General features: G+C 72.0%; 13 protein-coding genes. 9 read left to right on the top strand and 4 right to left on the bottom strand.

From position 1 onward, the window contains the following. The first annotated feature begins 70 nt into the window (after positions 1-70). Complete coding sequence (locus FHS38_RS16500; protein WP_184734321.1) at positions 71-745, top strand: hypothetical protein; 675 nt, start codon at positions 71-73, stop codon at positions 743-745. Between the two features lie 400 nt (positions 746-1,145). Next, positions 1,146-1,406, top strand: coding sequence for a hypothetical protein (locus FHS38_RS16495; protein ID WP_184734320.1), 261 nt, complete (start codon positions 1,146-1,148; stop codon positions 1,404-1,406). Positions 1,407-1,443: 37 nt separating this feature from the next. Here FHS38_RS16495 and FHS38_RS16490 read toward each other — a convergent pair whose 3' ends face one another. Both FHS38_RS16490 and FHS38_RS16485 read right to left on the bottom strand, forming a co-directional pair. Continuing rightward, a complete protein-coding gene (locus tag FHS38_RS16490; protein ID WP_184734319.1) occupies positions 1,444-2,511 on the bottom strand; it encodes a polyprenyl synthetase family protein in 1,068 nt (355 codons plus the stop codon). 47 nt (positions 2,512-2,558) lie between these two features. Next, on the bottom strand, positions 2,559-3,605 hold the full coding sequence (locus tag FHS38_RS16485; protein ID WP_184734318.1) for a tetratricopeptide repeat protein: 1,047 nt from the start codon (positions 3,603-3,605) through the stop codon (positions 2,559-2,561). 469 nt (positions 3,606-4,074) lie between these two features. On the opposite strand from FHS38_RS16485, the gene FHS38_RS16480 reads away from it, so the two are divergent. The 7 genes from FHS38_RS16480 to FHS38_RS16450 all read left to right on the top strand — a co-directional run bounded on the left by FHS38_RS16480 (position 4,075) and on the right by FHS38_RS16450 (position 14,373). Next, positions 4,075-4,848 carry an SDR family NAD(P)-dependent oxidoreductase gene (locus tag FHS38_RS16480; protein WP_184734317.1) on the top strand — a complete coding sequence of 258 codons (774 nt, stop codon included), beginning with the start codon at positions 4,075-4,077 and terminating at the stop codon, positions 4,846-4,848. Between the two features lie 462 nt (positions 4,849-5,310). Next, on the top strand, positions 5,311-6,576 hold the full coding sequence (locus FHS38_RS16475; RefSeq protein WP_184734316.1) for an MFS transporter: 1,266 nt from the start codon (positions 5,311-5,313) through the stop codon (positions 6,574-6,576). Next, positions 6,573-8,390, top strand: coding sequence for a S9 family peptidase (locus FHS38_RS16470; RefSeq protein ID WP_184734315.1), 1,818 nt, complete (start codon positions 6,573-6,575; stop codon positions 8,388-8,390). The genes FHS38_RS16475 and FHS38_RS16470 overlap by 4 nt, the downstream gene beginning before the upstream one ends. Positions 8,391-8,648: 258 nt before the next feature. After that, positions 8,649-10,571 (top strand): RiPP maturation radical SAM C-methyltransferase, encoded by a 1,923-nt coding sequence (locus FHS38_RS16465; RefSeq protein ID WP_184734314.1) that lies wholly within the window; start codon positions 8,649-8,651, stop codon positions 10,569-10,571. Positions 10,572-10,671: 100 nt separating this feature from the next. Beyond that, positions 10,672-11,346: a DUF5825 family protein gene (locus FHS38_RS16460; protein ID WP_184734313.1), complete on the top strand. Its 675-nt coding sequence runs from the start codon at positions 10,672-10,674 to the stop codon at positions 11,344-11,346. Between the two features lie 246 nt (positions 11,347-11,592). Further along, a complete protein-coding gene (locus tag FHS38_RS16455) occupies positions 11,593-13,206 on the top strand; it encodes a phospholipase D-like domain-containing protein (RefSeq protein WP_229821974.1) in 1,614 nt (537 codons plus the stop codon). Between the two features lie 243 nt (positions 13,207-13,449). Next, entirely contained in the window at positions 13,450-14,373 is a 924-nt protein-coding gene (locus FHS38_RS16450) for a D-alanyl-D-alanine carboxypeptidase family protein (protein ID WP_184734311.1), read from the top strand. Here the strand turns inward: FHS38_RS16450 and FHS38_RS16445 are convergent. Further along, positions 14,343-15,347, bottom strand: coding sequence for an alpha/beta fold hydrolase (locus FHS38_RS16445; protein WP_229821973.1), 1,005 nt, complete (start codon positions 15,345-15,347; stop codon positions 14,343-14,345). The two genes, FHS38_RS16450 and FHS38_RS16445, sit on opposite strands and share 31 nt — an antisense overlap. Before the next feature lie 151 nt (positions 15,348-15,498). Next, on the bottom strand, positions 15,499-16,851 hold the full coding sequence (locus FHS38_RS16440) for a wax ester/triacylglycerol synthase domain-containing protein (protein WP_184734310.1): 1,353 nt from the start codon (positions 16,849-16,851) through the stop codon (positions 15,499-15,501). Positions 16,852-16,896: the final 45 nt, after the last annotated feature.

Genomic DNA, 16,896 nt, shown 5'->3' with positions numbered 1-16,896 from the left:
GTGAAACTGAGTAGCGGAGTGAGTACAAACGCTCAAGCCGCAGCCGGGCAGGCGCCCGCATGCTGGGGCCATGATCACGTCACCGCCCGCCGGCCCGCCGCCGTATCCGCCCAGCCCCGTCCACCTGCCGCCCGCCCCTGCCGCACCGGCGCGAAAGCGCCGGGCGGCGGTGGTCGGTGTCGTCGCGGTGCTGGTTCTCGCGCTGGTGTCCGGGATCGCCGTGGCGTGGTACATGACGAACGACGACGGTGGTCCGCTGGCCGGTCGGCCGCGGGTGAAGGACGGTGCGGCAGGCATTTCCTACGCGATCCCGGAGGGCTGGGAGCGCAACGACAAGGGGGGCCTGATCAATGCCTTCACCTCATCGGTGGCCATGAAGGGTAAGGCCACCGGGGCCGACGGTGAGGGAGGGGGCCGCACCGTCCTCGCCGGTCGGGCGGGCGGCATACCGCAGTCCTCCCTGCGGCAGCAGACAGAGCGCGCGGCCCGGTCGAACGCGGAGTTCTTCTACCCGGACGGACGGTCGACGATCGAGGAGTCCCGGGCGACGACGGTGAGCGACCGCCCCGCGCACACCGTGGCGCTGAAGGTGAACGACCGTCAGGGTCACACAGCCCATCTCCGCATGACCCTCGTCTCGGTGGATGACAGCCGCGCGGCTTTTCTCCTCGGCGTCACCCAGCCCGCCGGGCCGGCCGAGCGGCGGGAAGTCGACTCGGTGCTGGAGAGTGCCTCCCTGATGTAACCGGCTCAGCGGACAGCCTTTCCCCGGGGGTTCCCCGGCCAGGTGCGGATGGGGCAGATGATCAGCGTGTGATCAACGCTGGTTACTCTGATCGAATTCGAACCCTGACGGGAAGGAACGTATGGGCACCAGGCCTCCCCTGGTCGGACTGGTCACCGCCACTCGATCGATCGGCTCACTCAACGCTCTGGTCGGCGCGGTCGGGTCGTTGCCCGTCGCGTTCGGCAACACGGGAGGGTTCGGCGTTCCCGTGACCGCCTCGCTGGCGGTGGTGATATTCGGCTTGCCTTTCGCTTGGTCCGCCGGGCCTCGCCGCGCGTGGTACCGGACGCGACTGGACCAGGCGTCACCGGTACCTCCCGGGTCACCGGTGACAGCACGCGAAGGGACCTTCGAAGCCGTGTCCCGAGCCGCGACCGCGCCTTTGGTCCTCGGTCTCGGCATCGGGTTGCTCATCGCCTACACGACCGGCATACCGGTCGGCCTCGCCCTGGTGGGTCTGGGCGGAGGGCTGCTCCACCAGGCTCGGTGGCTCGCCGGGCAGGAGCGTGAGCTGGGCTCCTGGCTCGTCTGCCCGCTGGCACCCTTCCAGGTGAGGGCGGACGACCCCGCACGGTCCACGTACCTCGAAGCGCCCTTCTACACGGTGCCGGCCGAGTAGGAGAACAGGGGTCGCCCCCCGGGGCGCGCAGCCGGCCTCATAGCTGACGGTCAATCAGAAACTCCGAGAGTGAACGGAGTTCACCCACCGCACGCGGCACGAGCGGCACGCTGTCGAGGCAATCGTGCGCGGCCGCCACATGGCGTCGGGCCTCCGCCATCGTGAAGGCCCGGCCCCCGGCCTCCTCGACGAGCTCGGCCGCGCAGTACGCGTCCGCGGTGTCCAAGGGTGCGTCGGAGTCGAGCAGTAGTGCCAGTCGGCGGCCCGCCGTCGTGTCCGATGCGAGGGCCGCGAGGACGGGCAGGGTCTTCTTCCTGCGGCGCAGATCGTTGTGGACGGGCTTGCCGGTGGACTCCGGGTCGCCCCAGATCCCCAGCAGGTCGTCGACGGCCTGGAAGGCGGCGCCCAGCTGCCGGCCCGCCTCCGTGAGCGCCCCCGACAGCAGCGGCGAAGCGCCGGCCAGCACGGGTCCCACCGCCATCGCGCAGCCGAGCAGCGACCCCGTCTTGCGCAGGGCCATGGCCCTGTAGGCGGGTATGTCCACCGCTTGCGGACCCGTCCACGGGCGGTTCTCGAAGAGGAGGTCGTCGGCCTGGCCGTGGACCAGCTCCCGCAGGGCGCCGGACAGATGGCGTACGGCCTCGGCCCCGCTCTCGCCCCCGGCCCCGGCGAGGGTCTCGACCGCGAGGGCGAACAGGGAGTCGCCGGCCAGGACCGCCGGTCCCGTGCCGAACGCCTTCCACGTGCTCTCCTGGTGCCGGCGCCGCTCGTCGCCGTCCATGATGTCGTCGTGCACCAGTGAGAACGTGTGCACCAGCTCGACGGCGACCGCACCGGCGACGGCGGCATCGCCGGGTGCGTCCACGGCCTCGGCGCCGAGGACGGCCAGGGCCTGGCGGACGCCCTTGCCGCCGCTGTTCCCCGGGCCGACGGGCAGACCGTCGGCGTCGCACCAGCCGAGGGAGAACGAGGCCATCCGTCGCGGCCAGGGGTGCAGCGTCCGGACGGCCGTTCTCAGCGCCGGTTCGACCAGTGCCCGGCAGCGGTCCAGGACGGGCGGAGGGGGTGCCTGGAGGCCGGTACGAGAGCCGGTACGAGACGTCATGGGTTTCTCTCTTCGTTCGGGGAGCGGGACGGGCGTGGCGGCCGGGGTCAGCCGGTCGGCACCGTCCCGGCCGCCACGATTCCCAGTTCGGCCCGCGCCTTGTCGACCATGTCCCGGGCGTGCAGCAGCCCGATCCGGCCGAGGGTGACGTGCAGCCCGTCGAGGTCGGCGGCGGTCTCCGCGAGGTCCCGTCCCAGCTGGGCGCGGGACTTGACCAGGCCGAGCCGGGAGAGCGCCTCGCCCCGGGGCTCGCCCATGGCCCGGAACTCCTCCAGAGCTCCGCTGTAGCACGCGCGGGCCTCCTCGTAACGGGCGGCGCGGAAGAGGACGTTGCCCCGCATCTTGTGGTTGTACGCCAACGCGCTGGCCAGCCGCATCTCCTGGCAGGTGACCTCCGCCTCGGAGAGCAGCTCCAGCGCCCGCTCGGTGTCGCCCCGCACGGACAGCACGTCGGCTATGCCGCGCAAGGCCCAGGCGCGGCCGCGGGCGTCGTCCGCCTTCCCGGCTATCTCCGCCGCCTCCTCGAAGAGGGCGAGGGCGCTGTCGTACGAGCCGGTGTTGCGGTGCATCTGGGCGATGCCCTCCAGCGCCCACACCGTGTGCCGGGCCTCGCCGCGCCGTCTGGCCTCGGCGAGCAGCTTCTCGTGCAGCTCGCCGACCGCCTCGTAATCCCCCTGGATCCGTCCGGTCTCGGCCAGTCCGGCGAGCGAGTAGCCGCGGGCGACGATGTCCCCGCCGCGCTCGGCGAGTTCGGCGGCCGTGGCCAGCCAACGCCGGGCCAGGGCGAGGTCGCCCCGCTGCCGGGCCAGGGTGCCGCCGCTCCACACCGCCCATGCCATCGCTCCCTCGTCCTCGGCCTGCCGCGCGGCCCGGTAGCTCGCCTTCCACGCCTGATCGGCCTCCTCGACCCGGCCCAGACGCCGGCTCGCCTCGGCGACGGCGAGCCCCGCGTGCGCCGACTCCAGCGCACTGCCCGAGAGTTCGGCCCGCCGCCGTTGTTCGAGCGCCTGCTCGAGGACGTCCTCGAGGGAGGAGTTCACCGAGAGCGCGCCGAGAGCACCCCGGTACTCCGGGGCGAATGCCTTGCCGTACATGCATGCCTCACTTCACGACCGATCGGCGGGCATGGGGTCGCACCGCCGATGATCAAGAAACTAGGCCCTCGCCCAGGCGCCTGGAATCCACCCGTGAGGCGGCCTTCCGTACATCTGCAGACCGGCTCGCCAGGCCGAGGTCATCCGGAAGTTGTACGGGACAGGCACGGGGGCGGTGTCTCCCCGGGGCCCGTTCCCGTCGCCACCCCGGCTGTGCCGTCTGCTCCTTCGATGATGCCCTTGGCCGGAAACGATCGGGGCCACGCCTCCACGCGACGTAGTCACCGGAGGTGGGAAGGCAGGCGCCTTCCCCGGTGCCCACGGCCTCAACTCTTCATACGAGTCCCGGAGCCGGGTGCGGGCGTCGGCCTGGGAGCATGGGGCCACCGCCGAAAGTCTTCTCTTCACCCTGCCCGCACTCCCGACGGCGTCCGTCGGAGCGCTTCGCGACGCGGAAGGACGGATTGACATGCTGCTGGAGAACAAGGTCGCCGTGATCTACGGGGCGGGCGGTCGCATCGGCCGCGCTGTGGCCCGTACCTTCGCCCGCGAGGGAGCCGAGGTCTTCCTGGCCGGGCGTACGCGCGCCACGCTCGACGACGTCGCCGACGAGATCCGCTCCGCGGGCGGCACGGCCGTGACGACGCGCCTCGACGCCCGCGACGAGAAGGACGTCAACGCCTTCGTCGACGGGGTGGCCGGGCGGGCCGGGCGGGTCGACATCTCGTTCAACCTCATCGGGTACGGCGCTGCCCGCAAGCTCCCGAAGCCGTCGGCAGGACTCTCCGCGGCGGAGTTCGCGCGGCCGGTCCCCACGGCCGCGACGTGGAGCCACTTCCTCACGACCGGCGCGGCCGCGCGGCACATGGCCGTGCGCGGGTCCGGGGTCATCCTGGCGTTGGGAGGCCCGAGCCCCACGTCTGCCGCCGGGCCGGGCGGGTTCGACGTCGCCCTGGACGCCCTCGAGGGGCTGCGCCGGCAGTGGGCCACCCAACTGGACCGGTACGGCATCCGCGTCGTCACGCTCAAGACGGGTGACGGGGACGCGATCGCGTCGATCGGGGAGACGGGGGCCGGGGAAGCGGGGAGGGGGGACGCGGGCGTCGAGGAGACGCAGCCCTTGAGTCTCACGGCGACGCCGGCCGACATCGCCGCCGCCGCGACCCTCGTGGCATCGGACCGCGCCCGTGCGATGGCCTCCGCCACCGTGAACGTCTCCTGCGGTGCGCTGGTGGACCTCTAGATACGGGTAGATACGGGCGGAGTTCTTGCGGATACCAGGGTGCCCGTGGGGGGCTGTGAGGCGCCGGTTCACAGCCCCCGGTCCCGCGTGCCCCCTTGCCGGCGCCGTTTCCCGGCATCGGCCACCGCGCGCGCCGGACGGCCGCAACCGGCCATTATCGGCGCCGTCCCGCTGCCCCCAGAGCTGTACTCGCCGTGTGCATCGCACCGGATATGGAACCGGCCGTTTCCATTCCATCGGCGGACCTTGCCGCCGAACCGCCCTACCGCCCGGAATCATTGGTGGAAGCGTTGCGCACCGTGAACCCCTCGGTTACGCTCCCAACCGCTCACCGAATTGCTTGCGCGTCCTCCCTTCTGCACCCCCTCGCGGCGAAGGAAGAAGGTCGGCCATGGCCGTGTGTCTGCTCCCGAAGTGTGCGTACAGGAATTCCCCGTCCGGGAAATCCGAGGCTGTGGAGAGATGAGTGGCAAGGAGGGGGAATTACGCACGACCGGTGCCCGAAACGGAGCGGCACCAAGGGACTTTCTGTATTTCTGGACGGCCGGCGCCGTCGACGGACTCGGCACCTACGCGTCGGCGCTCTTCCTCCCGCTGATTCTCCTGGCGTCGGGCAGCTCACCGGGTCTCGTCGGGCTCGTGGCATCGGTGTCCCTCGTCGGCGGGCTCGTCGTCTCGCCGTTCGCCGGGGTGCTGGCGGACCGCGGGTGCCGCCGCACCTTGATGGTCCGGTCCGCCCTGGTGGCCGCCGGAGCCATGGGCTCGGTCTTCGCCGCGGTGGCCTGGGACAGGGTCACCCCCGCCCATGTGCTGCTCGCCGCACTCGTCGAACGCGTCGCCTGCTCCCTCTACGCGGCGGCGGCGCAGGGCACGGTCCGGGCCCTCGTGCCACCCGAGCGGTACGCGACCGCCATCAGCCGCCTCCAATCCCGTGACCAGGCCGTACAGATCGTCGGCCCGTCCCTGGGCGGTGCCCTGTTCCAACTCGCCCGCTGGGTGCCCGTACTGGCCGACGCGCTCTCCTTCCTCTGCGTCGCCGTCCTCACCCGCGCGATCCGGGCCGACCTCACCCCCTCGCGCCCCGCGCGCCGCGACCGCTTCACCCGGGAACTGGCCGAAGGGCTGCGGTTCGTCCGCCACCAGCCGTTCCTGCGGTTCGTGACGCTGTGGACCGCGGGGCTCAACGCCGTGCTCGGCGTGCTGTACTTCCACGCCGTGCTCGCCTCCCACGCCCGCGGCGCCGGGGCCGCCGCCATCGGGCTGATCCTCACCGTCAGCGGCCTGTGCGGGCTGGTCGGCGCGCTGATCGCCCCCTGGGTGATCCGACGGCTGGGACCGGTCCGTGTCGTCGTTGCCGCCTCCTGGCTCATGGTCCCGGCCGCGGCCGGGCTCGGGTTCGTGACGCACACCTGGGCGTACGGGCTGCTCCTCGGCACGGTGAGCCTCGCCGCCCCCGCCGTGGGCATCGTGCTCCACGCGCGCGTGGTGCTCCTGACGCCCGATCGGCTCCAGGGCCGGGTGGGCACCGTCCTGGGCACGGCGGGCGAGACCGTGGCCGCACTCGCCCCGGCCGCAGCGGGCGCCCTCGTGGCCGGGACGGGCGGCCGGGCGGTCGCCTTCGGCAGCGCCGGCGCGCTCGTGGGGCTTGCCGGTTACTGCACCGCGCGGCGCGGCCTCGTGCACGACGCCGGTGCCACGGCGCGGCGGCCCGAGGGCGTGATCGGATGACCGCCACGCGCACGTGGGGCGTCTACCGGCCGGTCCTGCCGGAGGTGTGCCCCGCCCGGCCCGACCGGATGGTGTACGTCGGCGACGCCGGCGGCCGCTGCGAGGTGTTCGCCTGGGACCGGGCCACCGGACGTTCCCGGCAGGTGACGGAGAGCCCCCACGGCACCCTGCTCTGCGCCGTGGACGCCGACTGCGTCGTCTGGTGGTTCGCGGAGGAACGGGACGGGACCGGGCTCTGGTACACCCAGGGCTTCGACGGCGGCCCGCGCACTCCCGCGTTCGAGGGCGTGCGAGCCGGGCACTTCGCCGGGCTGGCCTTCGCCGAGGACGGCACGGTCGCGCTGGGCCTGCGACGGCCCGACGGCATGACCGTCCACCTCGGCCGACGCGGCGACCGTCCGCGGACCCTGCCGGGCCACGAGGGAGCCGTCCGGCTGTGCGACGTGGCCCCGGGCGGCGGCCTGCTCGCGCTGACCCGGTCGGCCCGCGCGCCCGAGGCCGTCACCGTCGTCTCGGCCGACGGCGCTTCCGTGGCCACCCTGGCGGGCGGGGAGAGTCCACTGTGGGCGCGGGGGTTCGCCCCTGGCGGCGGTGTGCCGCGCCTGCTGCTGATCCAGCAGTACGAGAGCCGATACCGCCTCGCCACCTGGACGGCGGCCAAGGGCATGCGCCCGCACCCCTGGTCGGCGCGCGACACCGAGTTCACCGCCCGCTGGTTCCCCGACGGCGAACGGGTCCTGATCCGGCAGGAACGGCACGGCCGGACGCTCGTCGGCGTCGCCGACCTCGGCCGGCGGACCGTCACCCCGCTGGCCACCCCGCTCGGCAGCCTCCTCGACGCCGCGCCCGCCCCCGACGGCGACGTCCACTTCGTCTTCACGGACGCGGTGACCCCCGCCCGGCCCATGACCCTGTCCGGGGCACCGCTGCCCGGTGGCGACGCCACCCGGCTGCCCAGCTTCGGTACCAGCGAGGAACTGTGGACGGACGGCGGCCCCGACGGCCCGGTCCACACCTTCCTCTCCCGCCCCACCGGCAGCCGTGGTGCCCAGCCGCTGGTCCTGCTCGTCCACGGCGGACCCGCCGACCACGACCGCGACGTCTACGACCCCATGGTGCAGTCCCTGGTGGGTTCGGGGCTGGCCGTGGCCCGGGTCAACTACCGCGGCTCCACGGGGTACGGGGCCCGCTGGCGCTCCGCGTGGGGCGAGGGCGTCGGGCACACCCAGGTGGCCGACCTGGTGCGGGTACGGGCCGACCTCGTACGCCGCGGTGTCGCCCGCCCGGACGCGGTCGGGCTGTGCGGCACCTCCTGGGGCGGCTATCTGACCCTGCTGGCCGCGGGCACGCACCCCGGACTGTGGGCGGCCGCGGTGGCGGTGAAGCCGCTCGCGGACTGCGCCACCGCCCACCACCACTCCACCCCGGCCCTCCAGGCGCTGGACCGGGCACTGTTCGGGGGCACGCCCGAGCAGGTGCCGGAGCGCTACGCGCACGCCTCGCCGCTCACGCACGCCACGGCCATCCGCGCTCCGCTCCTGCTGGTGGCCGCCCGGCACGACACCAAGTGCCCGCCGCAACAGGTCGAGGTGTTCCTTGCGGCGCTGGAGGCGGCCGGGGTGCCGCACGACGTCGGCTGGCTGGACTCCGGCCACGACGGCTACGACGGCGCCGAGCACGCCGCCGTCACGGAGCGGTCGGTGCGCTTCCTCCTGCGGAGGCTGACGCGCCCGGCCCCTCCGCCCACAGACGTCCGGACGCCGCACGGCGTCCGGTCGACCCCATCGGCACCTGCCACCGCACCGAGGAGGTGAACGCCATGCAGAAGGACGTCATCAACAACGACCCGCTCGAGGGCGACGAGGAGAGCCGTAAGCCCAGCGTGGGCATCAGCATCACCGTGCCCTTCCGTTCCGCCGAGGAGCCCGAGGAGTAGCCGCACCCGGGGGCCGGGCCGCCGCGGCGGCCCGGCCCTTCGCGCTGACGGCTCCGAATTCGGGATTCCCGCCGCACGGGTGAAGAAGGTCCGGCGGGCCGGGAGTTCGGACGAGATCCGATAAGAGAGGCCAATTGTGCGCGTAACCCTGGTCAACATGCCCTGGGCCCCCATCGATCTGCCCTCGCTGGCTCTGGGAATCCTGAAACGCAGCATCGACGAAGGAGTGCCGGGTGCGCACGCCGACGTGCTGCACGCGAATATCGACTATGTCGACTGGATCACCGAACAGCGCGACGATTTCTCGCTCGCCGACTACGAATACTATTCGCTGGCCTCCTACTTCCTCGGCTGCGGCGACTGGGTGTTCTCCTCCGCGCTCTACGACGACGACACCTGGCGGGTGGCGGAGTTCGCGGACGCGATGGGCGGGAAGATCGGTGCCCGGCGCCTGGAGACCACGGTGGAGCTCCACGCGAGCGCGACCGCGTTCATACGGAACATCGCCGAGCGCATCGTGGCGGCGGAACCCGACGTCGTCGGCTTCACCTCGACGTTCCAGCAGAACACCGCCGCGCTGGCCGCCGCGAAATACGTCAAGCGGCTCAATCCCGCCATCAAGACCGTCATGGGCGGCGCCAACTGCGACGGCAAGCAGGGCGAGGCCGTCCACCGCAACTTCCCCTTCGTCGACTACGTCGTTCGCGGCGAGGGCGAGGAGTCCTTCCCCGCGCTGGTCGCCGCACTGCGCGACGGCTCGGACCTCGACGCCGTCACCGGGCTGTGCCGGCGCGATGCGGGCGGCGGCTCGCACGCCAACCCGATGAGCACCAGGCCCCTGCCGCCCGCGGCCATCCTGCCGCCCGACTACACGGGCTACTTCGAGCGGCTGGCCGCCTCCGCCGCCCATGCGTGGGTCGAGCCCAAACTGGTCGTGGAAGGCGCGCGGGGCTGCTGGTGGGGGGAGAAGCACCACTGCACCTTCTGCGGGCTCAACGGCTCCTTCATGCAGTTCCGCAGCAAGAGCCCCACGGTGTTCTTCGAGGAGATCGTCGGGCTCGCGGCCAGGCACCGGGTGCTCGACATGTACGTCGTCGACAACATCCTCGACATGGGATACGTGAAGTCGCTGCTGCCCCGCATCATCGACAGCGGCTACGACCTGCGGCTGCACTACGAGATCAAGGCCAATATGCGCAGCGGCCAGTTGCAGACCCTCGCCGACGCCGGCCTCATCTACGTGCAGCCGGGCATCGAGAGCCTCAGCAGCAAGGTCCTCGGCCTCATGGACAAGGGCGTCACCGGCTGCCAGAACGTCCGCATGCTCCGCGACGGCGCGGCCGCCGGCCTCTCCGTGGCCTGGAACTACCTGCACGGATTCCCCGGCGAGGAAGCCGCGGACTACGACGGGATCACCTGCCAGCTGCCCGCCCTCGAACACCTCAACCCGCCCGTCGACCAGTCCGCGCGCATCGCCATCGAGCGGTTCAGCCCGTACTTCAACAACCCCGGCATGGGCTTCAGCGACCTGCGGCCGGCCGAGCCGTACCGCATCACCTACGACCTGCCGGAAGCGGAGATGTTCGACCTGGCGTACGTCTTCGACGTGCCGCCGCGCGGCGTCGGAGACGACGTGGTGCGCAGGCTCAACGACGCCCTGACGGCGTGGAAGGGGGCCTTCGCCACCAGTCGGCTGACGCACTGCGACCTGGGCGACCGGATCGTGCTGGTGAGCCGCCGCCGCGGCTTCGACTGGCGGACGCTGGAGTTGACCGACCCGGTGGACGTGGCGCTCTTCCGGCTGCTCGACCAGCCGCACACCCTCGTCGCGGCGGCGCGCAAGCTGCGCGAGGAGCACCCCGGCTCGGACGCCGGCACGATCGAGACGACCCTGAGCCGGTGGCGGGAGCTCGGCCTGGTCTTCGCCGACGGCGGCCAGTACGTGCACGTGGCGCCGCCCGCGGTGAACGAGGAGCTGCTGCGGCTGGACCACATGCGGCGGACCGAGGCCGAAGACGCGGCGGAGACGGAACCGGCGCTGCAGAGCACGGGAGTCTGATCCGCGGCCGCCGGGGCCGCCCCGGCCGGCCCGGCACCCATCCAGCACGCATGCCGGCACCGGTCCGGCATGCGACTCGGCACTCACGAAGGGGATCTCCATGACGGCAGCCGCCGCGTCCACGACGCCGGACGCTCTGACGGTGACGCTGTGGCGCGACTACGACCGGGCCGCCTGTGCCGTGCCCGGCATGCGGATCGGTGCCCGGCACCTCGACGGGCCGGGCGCGGGGCACGCGCGCCGCCTCTTCGACGCCGGTGCCCGGCGGGTGGTCCTGGCGGACCCCGTCGATCTGACCGGCCCGATGGACGACGCGAGAGCCGCCCGGACGGTCCGGACGCTGAGCCTCATCGGCGACCTCACCAGCCTCGCCCTCGCCGTCGACTGGACCGTGCGGCCGGGGCCGGACCCGCACGACTGGCGCCGGCTCGGTCATCTGCACCCGCCCACCGCCGTCCTCGGCGTCGAGGACCCCCAGGGCGTGCTGAGCGAGTGGCGCCGCGGCTACTACATCTGCAAGTGCGTGTACCGGCGAGGGCCGGGCTTCCTCCAGGTACGGGACCGGCGCTACCGCGAGCTGCGGCGCTTCACCATCGACGAGCCCCACTACCAGGAGGCCATCGCGGCGTTGGCGGACGGCGCCCGAGCCGAGGACCTGCCGGCCGACGCGGTGGAGGACTTCCTGCGGGAGGACCTCGCGGTGCGGTTCGGGGAACACCTCTGGTGGGCGCCGTACCGGGTGGGTCGCTGGCCGCAGGCCCAGATGGTCATCTGACCACCCGCCGCCGGGGCTCGCGGCCACCTGGCGGTCAGTCAGGAACTCGGCTCCTCCCACGACGTCCACGCTGTCCGGAACCCATCGGTCCGGGGACGGACCCGGGCGCCGGACGGGTCATTCACCTGGTAACTTCCAAGAGTTGATCATCTGTACACCTTGTCATGGGATGTACATGGGCCATACATGGTCCAAATGTGTTATGTCGTTCAACTCTTTACTTCGCACTTTGTTAAGGAAGCAACAGTGGTCAGACTCAGCCGTGTCCGTCGTATCGCGGGCTCCGTCACGGTCTCTGCGGTAGCCCTCGCCGTACTGCCCGCCACCCCGGCCTTCGCCGCCGACTCGGCCACCCCGCACCTCGACGCCGTCGAGCAGACGCTGCGTCAGGTCTCGCCCGGCCTCGAAGGCGACGTGTGGGAGCGCACCAGTGGCAACAAGCTGGACGGCTCGGCCGCCGACCCCTCCGACTGGCTGCTCCAGACCCCCGGCTGCTGGGGCGACGACAAGTGCGCCGACCGTGTCGGTACGAAGCGGCTGCTCGCGAAGATGACCGAGAACATCGGGAACGCGACGCGCACGGTCGACATATCCACCCTCGCGCCCTTCCCGAACGGCGCTTTCCAGGACGCGATCGTCGCCGGGCTCAAGGAGTCGGCCGCCAAGGGCAACAAGCTGAAGGTCCGGATCCTCGTCGGGGCCGCGCCGGTCTACCACATGAACGTCATCCCGTCGAAGTACCGCGACGAGCTGACGGCCAAGCTCGGCAAGGCCGCCGAGAACATCACGCTGAACGTCGCGTCGATGACCACGTCGAAGACCGCGTTCTCCTGGAACCACTCCAAGATCCTCGTGGTCGACGGCCAGTCGGCCCTCACCGGCGGCATCAACAGCTGGAAGGACGACTACCTCGACACCACGCACCCGGTGTCGGACGTCGACCTCGCCCTGACCGGCCCCGCCGCCGGCTCCGCGGGCCGCTACCTGGACACGCTCTGGACCTGGACGTGCCAGAACAAGAGCAACATCGCCAGCGTCTGGTTCGCCGCGTCGGGCAACGCCGGCTGCATGCCGACCATGCACAAGGACACCAACCCCAAGACGTCCCCGGCCACCGGCAACGTGCCGGTGATCGCCGTCGGCGGGCTCGGCGTCGGCATCAAGGACGTCGACCCGAAGTCGACCTTCCGCCCCGACCTGCCGACCGCGTCCGACACCAAGTGCGTGGTGGGGCTGCACGACAACACCAACGCCGACCGTGACTACGACACGGTCAACCCCGAGGAGAGCGCGCTGCGGGCGCTGGTCGCCAGCGCGAAGGGCCACATCGAGATCTCCCAGCAGGACCTCAACGCCACCTGCCCGCCGCTTCCCCGGTACGACATCCGGCTCTACGACGCCCTCGCCGCCAAGATGGCCGCGGGCGTGAAGGTCCGCATCGTCGTCAGCGACCCGGCCAACCGCGGCGCGGTGGGCAGCGGCGGCTACTCGCAGATCAAGTCGCTGTCCGAGATCAGCGACACGCTCCGCAACCGCCTCGCGAACATCACCGGCGGCCAGCAGGCCGCCAAGACGGCGATGTGCTCCAACCTCCAGCTCGCGACCTTCCGCAGCTCCCCGAACGGCAAGTGGGCCGACGGGCACCCGTACGCGCAGCACCACAAGCTGGTCTCCGTCGACAGCTCCACGTTCTACATCGGCTCCAAGAACCTGTACCCGTCGTGGCTGCAGGACTTCGGCTACATCGTGGAGAGCCCGGAGGCGGCCAAGCAGCTCGACGCGAAGCTGCTCGACCCGCAGTGGAAGTACTCGCAGGAGACCGCCACGGTCGACTACGCGCGCGGGATCTGCAACGCCTGATCCTTCGCCCGGCTCCCGTCGGGGGCACTTCGCGCCGACATCGGTGCGGGGTGCCCCCGCGGCGTTTTCCTTGGCGGTCTCCGGCCATGCGCGACAGCAGCATGGCACGCGCACGGGTGCCGCTCGATGCCGTCCCGGCCCGGTCACCCATTAGTGATCTTCGATTTCGCCGCGCCCGGCGCCGGGTGCGAGCATGCGGCCCGCAACCCGAACCGGGATCGACCGCGAGGAATTGGAGCGTCAATGCAGCGATGTGGGGGAAGCCCGGCCCGTCGGTGGACGGTGGCGCTGACCGCGACGACGGCGGCCTTCGCCGTCGCCCTCCCGACGGCCACCGCCGAGGCGGCGGGCGGCCCGAAGGGGATCGGCGCGAAGGGCGCCTATCTGCTCGACGGCAGCGGCGGCAGGCTCTGGGAGGGCAAGGCGGCGGACATCAAGCGGCAGATGGCCAGCACGACCAAGGTCATGACCGCGGTCGTGGTCCTGGAGACGCCGGGCGTCGACCTCAACAAGCCCGTCGCCATCAAGCAGTCCTACCGCGACTACGTCGCACGCATGGGCGCCAGCACCGCTGACCTGCGCGTCGGTGACAAGCTGACCGTACGCCAGCTGCTGTACGGACTGATGCTGCCGTCCGGGTGCGACGCCGCGTACGCACTCGCGGACACGGTCGGCAGCGGCGGCAGCGAGAAGGCGCGCACCGCGTCGTTCATCGACAAGATGAACACCAAGGCGGCCCGGCTCGGGCTGCGCGGCACCCACTACGACTCGTTCGACGGCATCTCCGCCCACGGCCGCAACCACACCACCCCGCGCGACCTGGCCGAGCTCGCCCGGCACGCCCTGCGCAACGCCACCTTCGACGCGGTCACCCGGTCGGCCAGCACCCGGCAGAAGGCGACCAACGTCAACCGGACCTACACCTGGTACAACACCAACCAGCTGCTCGGCGCGTACCCCGGCGTGATCGGCATCAAGACCGGGACCGGCAGCGCTGCCGGTCCGTGTCTCGTCTTCGCCGCGAAGCGCGGCAAGCGGACCGTGGTGGGTGTCCTGCTCAACGACGCCAACCGCTACCCCGACGCCTGGAAGATGCTGGACTACGCGTACCACACACGCACCCCGATGAAGCTGCGTCAGCTGCCCTCGGGGGCACACGAGGACTGAAGCTCCCCGCCCGCCCGGGGCGCCGGGACGGGGCTCCGGCGGTCGATGTACTCCACGGGATGGCAGTAGTCCAGGCCGCCGAGGGACTCGCCGGAGAAGAACCGGGTCAGCAGGTCCGCCAGCTCCGCCGGGCGTTCCAGATGCACCAGATGGTCCGCGTCCTTGAACGTGGTGAAGCGGGCGTCGGCGCATCGGTACGCCGCGTCGCGACTCAGCGCCGGCGTGGTGAGCGGATCGTGCTCTCCGGTCGCCACAAGAACCGGGACCCGGATCGTCGGGCCGCCGGGGTCCGGGTGGTCGAGCAGGCGGCGGCTGTTCTCGAGGAACTTCGCGAAGTCGTTCGCGGTCAGGTCGCCCAGCGCGCGGGAAAGGCACCGGACGACCGCCGGACGGCGTGCGACCGCGACGCCCGGGGAGGAACACATCATGGAATCGAGGACCGCGCCCTCGATCTCCGTGCGGCGGCCTTGTTCCCCGAGCCGCAGCACCCGCTCCATGCGCGCGCGGACGTGGTCGGTCAACTGTGCCATCGTGCCCATGAGCGCCAGTCGCTCGGTCCGCTCGGGGTGCTGCTGCACCCACTGGTAGGCGATGGCGCTGCCGTATGAGGCGCCCAGGATGTTGACCGGGCTCGGTGCGGCCACGGAGAGGAACTCGTCGAGGGCGCGCGTAAGGAAGTCGAAGCCGTACCGGGCGGGCAACGGGTCGGCGGTACCCGAGCCCGGCAGGTCGACCGTGATCACACTGGCGCTTCTCCGAAGGGAGCGTTCCAGCCGTCCCCAGGTGTCCTGGTACTGGAATGCCCCGCCGACGAGGACAACGGGTGCCATCCGCGCGTTGGGCTGGTGCACAACACGTCCGTTGTACGCGTAGCCGTCGCAGCTGAGCCTGATGACCTCTTCGTGGAGGGGGGCGAGCGTCGTCACGATGGTCTCCGTTTCACGGTCGGGTGTCGCGTCCGGGCGGCTGCTCACGGCAGCTCGTGGCAATGCGTACGACCGGGAATCTCGTGGGGGGTTTCACCAGGGGCAACGACAGGTCATGCCCGTGCGTTACTGGCCGCCCGCCCGACAGGTCGTCAGCGGTCACCCAACGTCGTCCCGTACGCCCCGGGAGCCCGACGCCTCACAGCCGCAACGCGTGGATCTCGTCGTGAATGAGGCCGGACAGCCGCGGGGCCAGATTCCGGTGATGGTGATCGGTCACGACCGCCACCACCGCGTTCGCGCCGTGCAGGGACATGGTCACCGCCACGGGGTGGCCGGTGCTGAGCGTGGGCAGACCCGACACGGCCACCAGCGGCGCGGCGCCCAGAGCGAGCGGACCGGCGTGGGTCGCCAGGCTGCTGCACAACAGGGAGGAATAGACGGGGGAGGCCACATAACGGCCGAGGGCGTCGGTCAGGCGGCCGTGCCGGCGCCGGGTCCGGGACACCAAAAGAGCCTGGGCCTGCGCCCGGCCCTGCAGCGCGGCGCGCCGGGTGAAGCTGTCCACGGCCGCGAGCCGCCGCGCGGGACGCCGGTGGGTGGGGAGCGGGACCCTGATCGTGGCGTAGTGGTTGCCGAGGACGTCGGCGTCCTCGGCGGCGCGCACGTCGACGGGGACCATCGCGCAGATCCCCGGGAGCTGCGGCCAGCGCCCGGCCAGGCCGGCGGTCCGCAGGGCGGCGGCGGTCGCGGCGAGGAAGACGGCGTTGGTGGAGGCCCGCCCCGAGGGCAGGGTGTCGCGGGCGGCGCTCAGGGTCGCCTTCGGCACCCGCTCGAAGGACAGCACCCGCCGGGCGTCCACGGGCCCGTGGAACGGCAGCGGGCGGGCCTTGGGCAGCACGTCGGTGAGCGCCCGGGTCAGTGCGCGGCGCGTCGGCTCGGCGGACGGCGCGAGCGGCCGCCGCGCCGCGGCCCGTGGCGGTGGCGCCGCCGTCACGTCGAGCAGCGTCCGCAACAGCGTCACCAGTGACTTCCCGTCGAGCAGGGCGTGGTGCACGCGGATCAGGAGCGCGAAGCCGCCCGGCGAAGGCAGCAGATGCAGGTGCCACGGCGGCCGTACGGGCGCGAGCGGGCGGGCCAGCAGCAGCGCCGTGTCCGCCTCCAGCGTCGTGTGTCTGCCTTCCGGCCCGGCGGTGACGTGCGCCGCGGTGTCGACCTCCGGGCCGGGCGTCCACCGCGGCCACGCCGACGCCGAGGAAGCCGCGGGTGGCATGAGCCGCAGCCGGGGGAACGCCCCCCAGCGTCGGCGGACCCGCTCCCGCAGCTCCGACAGCGGTGGTGGGGGGCCTTCGAACCAGGCGAGCAGCCCGGCGGTCATGCAGAGGTGTTCGCTGCTCTGCTGTCCGTGGAACCAGGCGTCCAGCGGCGGCATGGCGATGCCTGCCGCATACGGCACGGGCTGGGGGCCGCTCGGGTCGCGGCGTGGCCGTGGCAGGTCGGTGGTGTGGTCGGCAAGGGCGTCCGGGGAGGTGTCCTGGGTGCGTTCCGTCACGAGGGATCCTGGTTCTGACTGGGCGTCGGCGTCGTGGGTGCGTGG

The organism is Streptomyces netropsis, assembly GCF_014203545.1.
Lineage (GTDB): Bacteria > Actinomycetota > Actinomycetes > Streptomycetales > Streptomycetaceae > Streptomyces > Streptomyces netropsis.
This window is presented reverse-complemented; position numbering and strand designations above follow the sequence as displayed.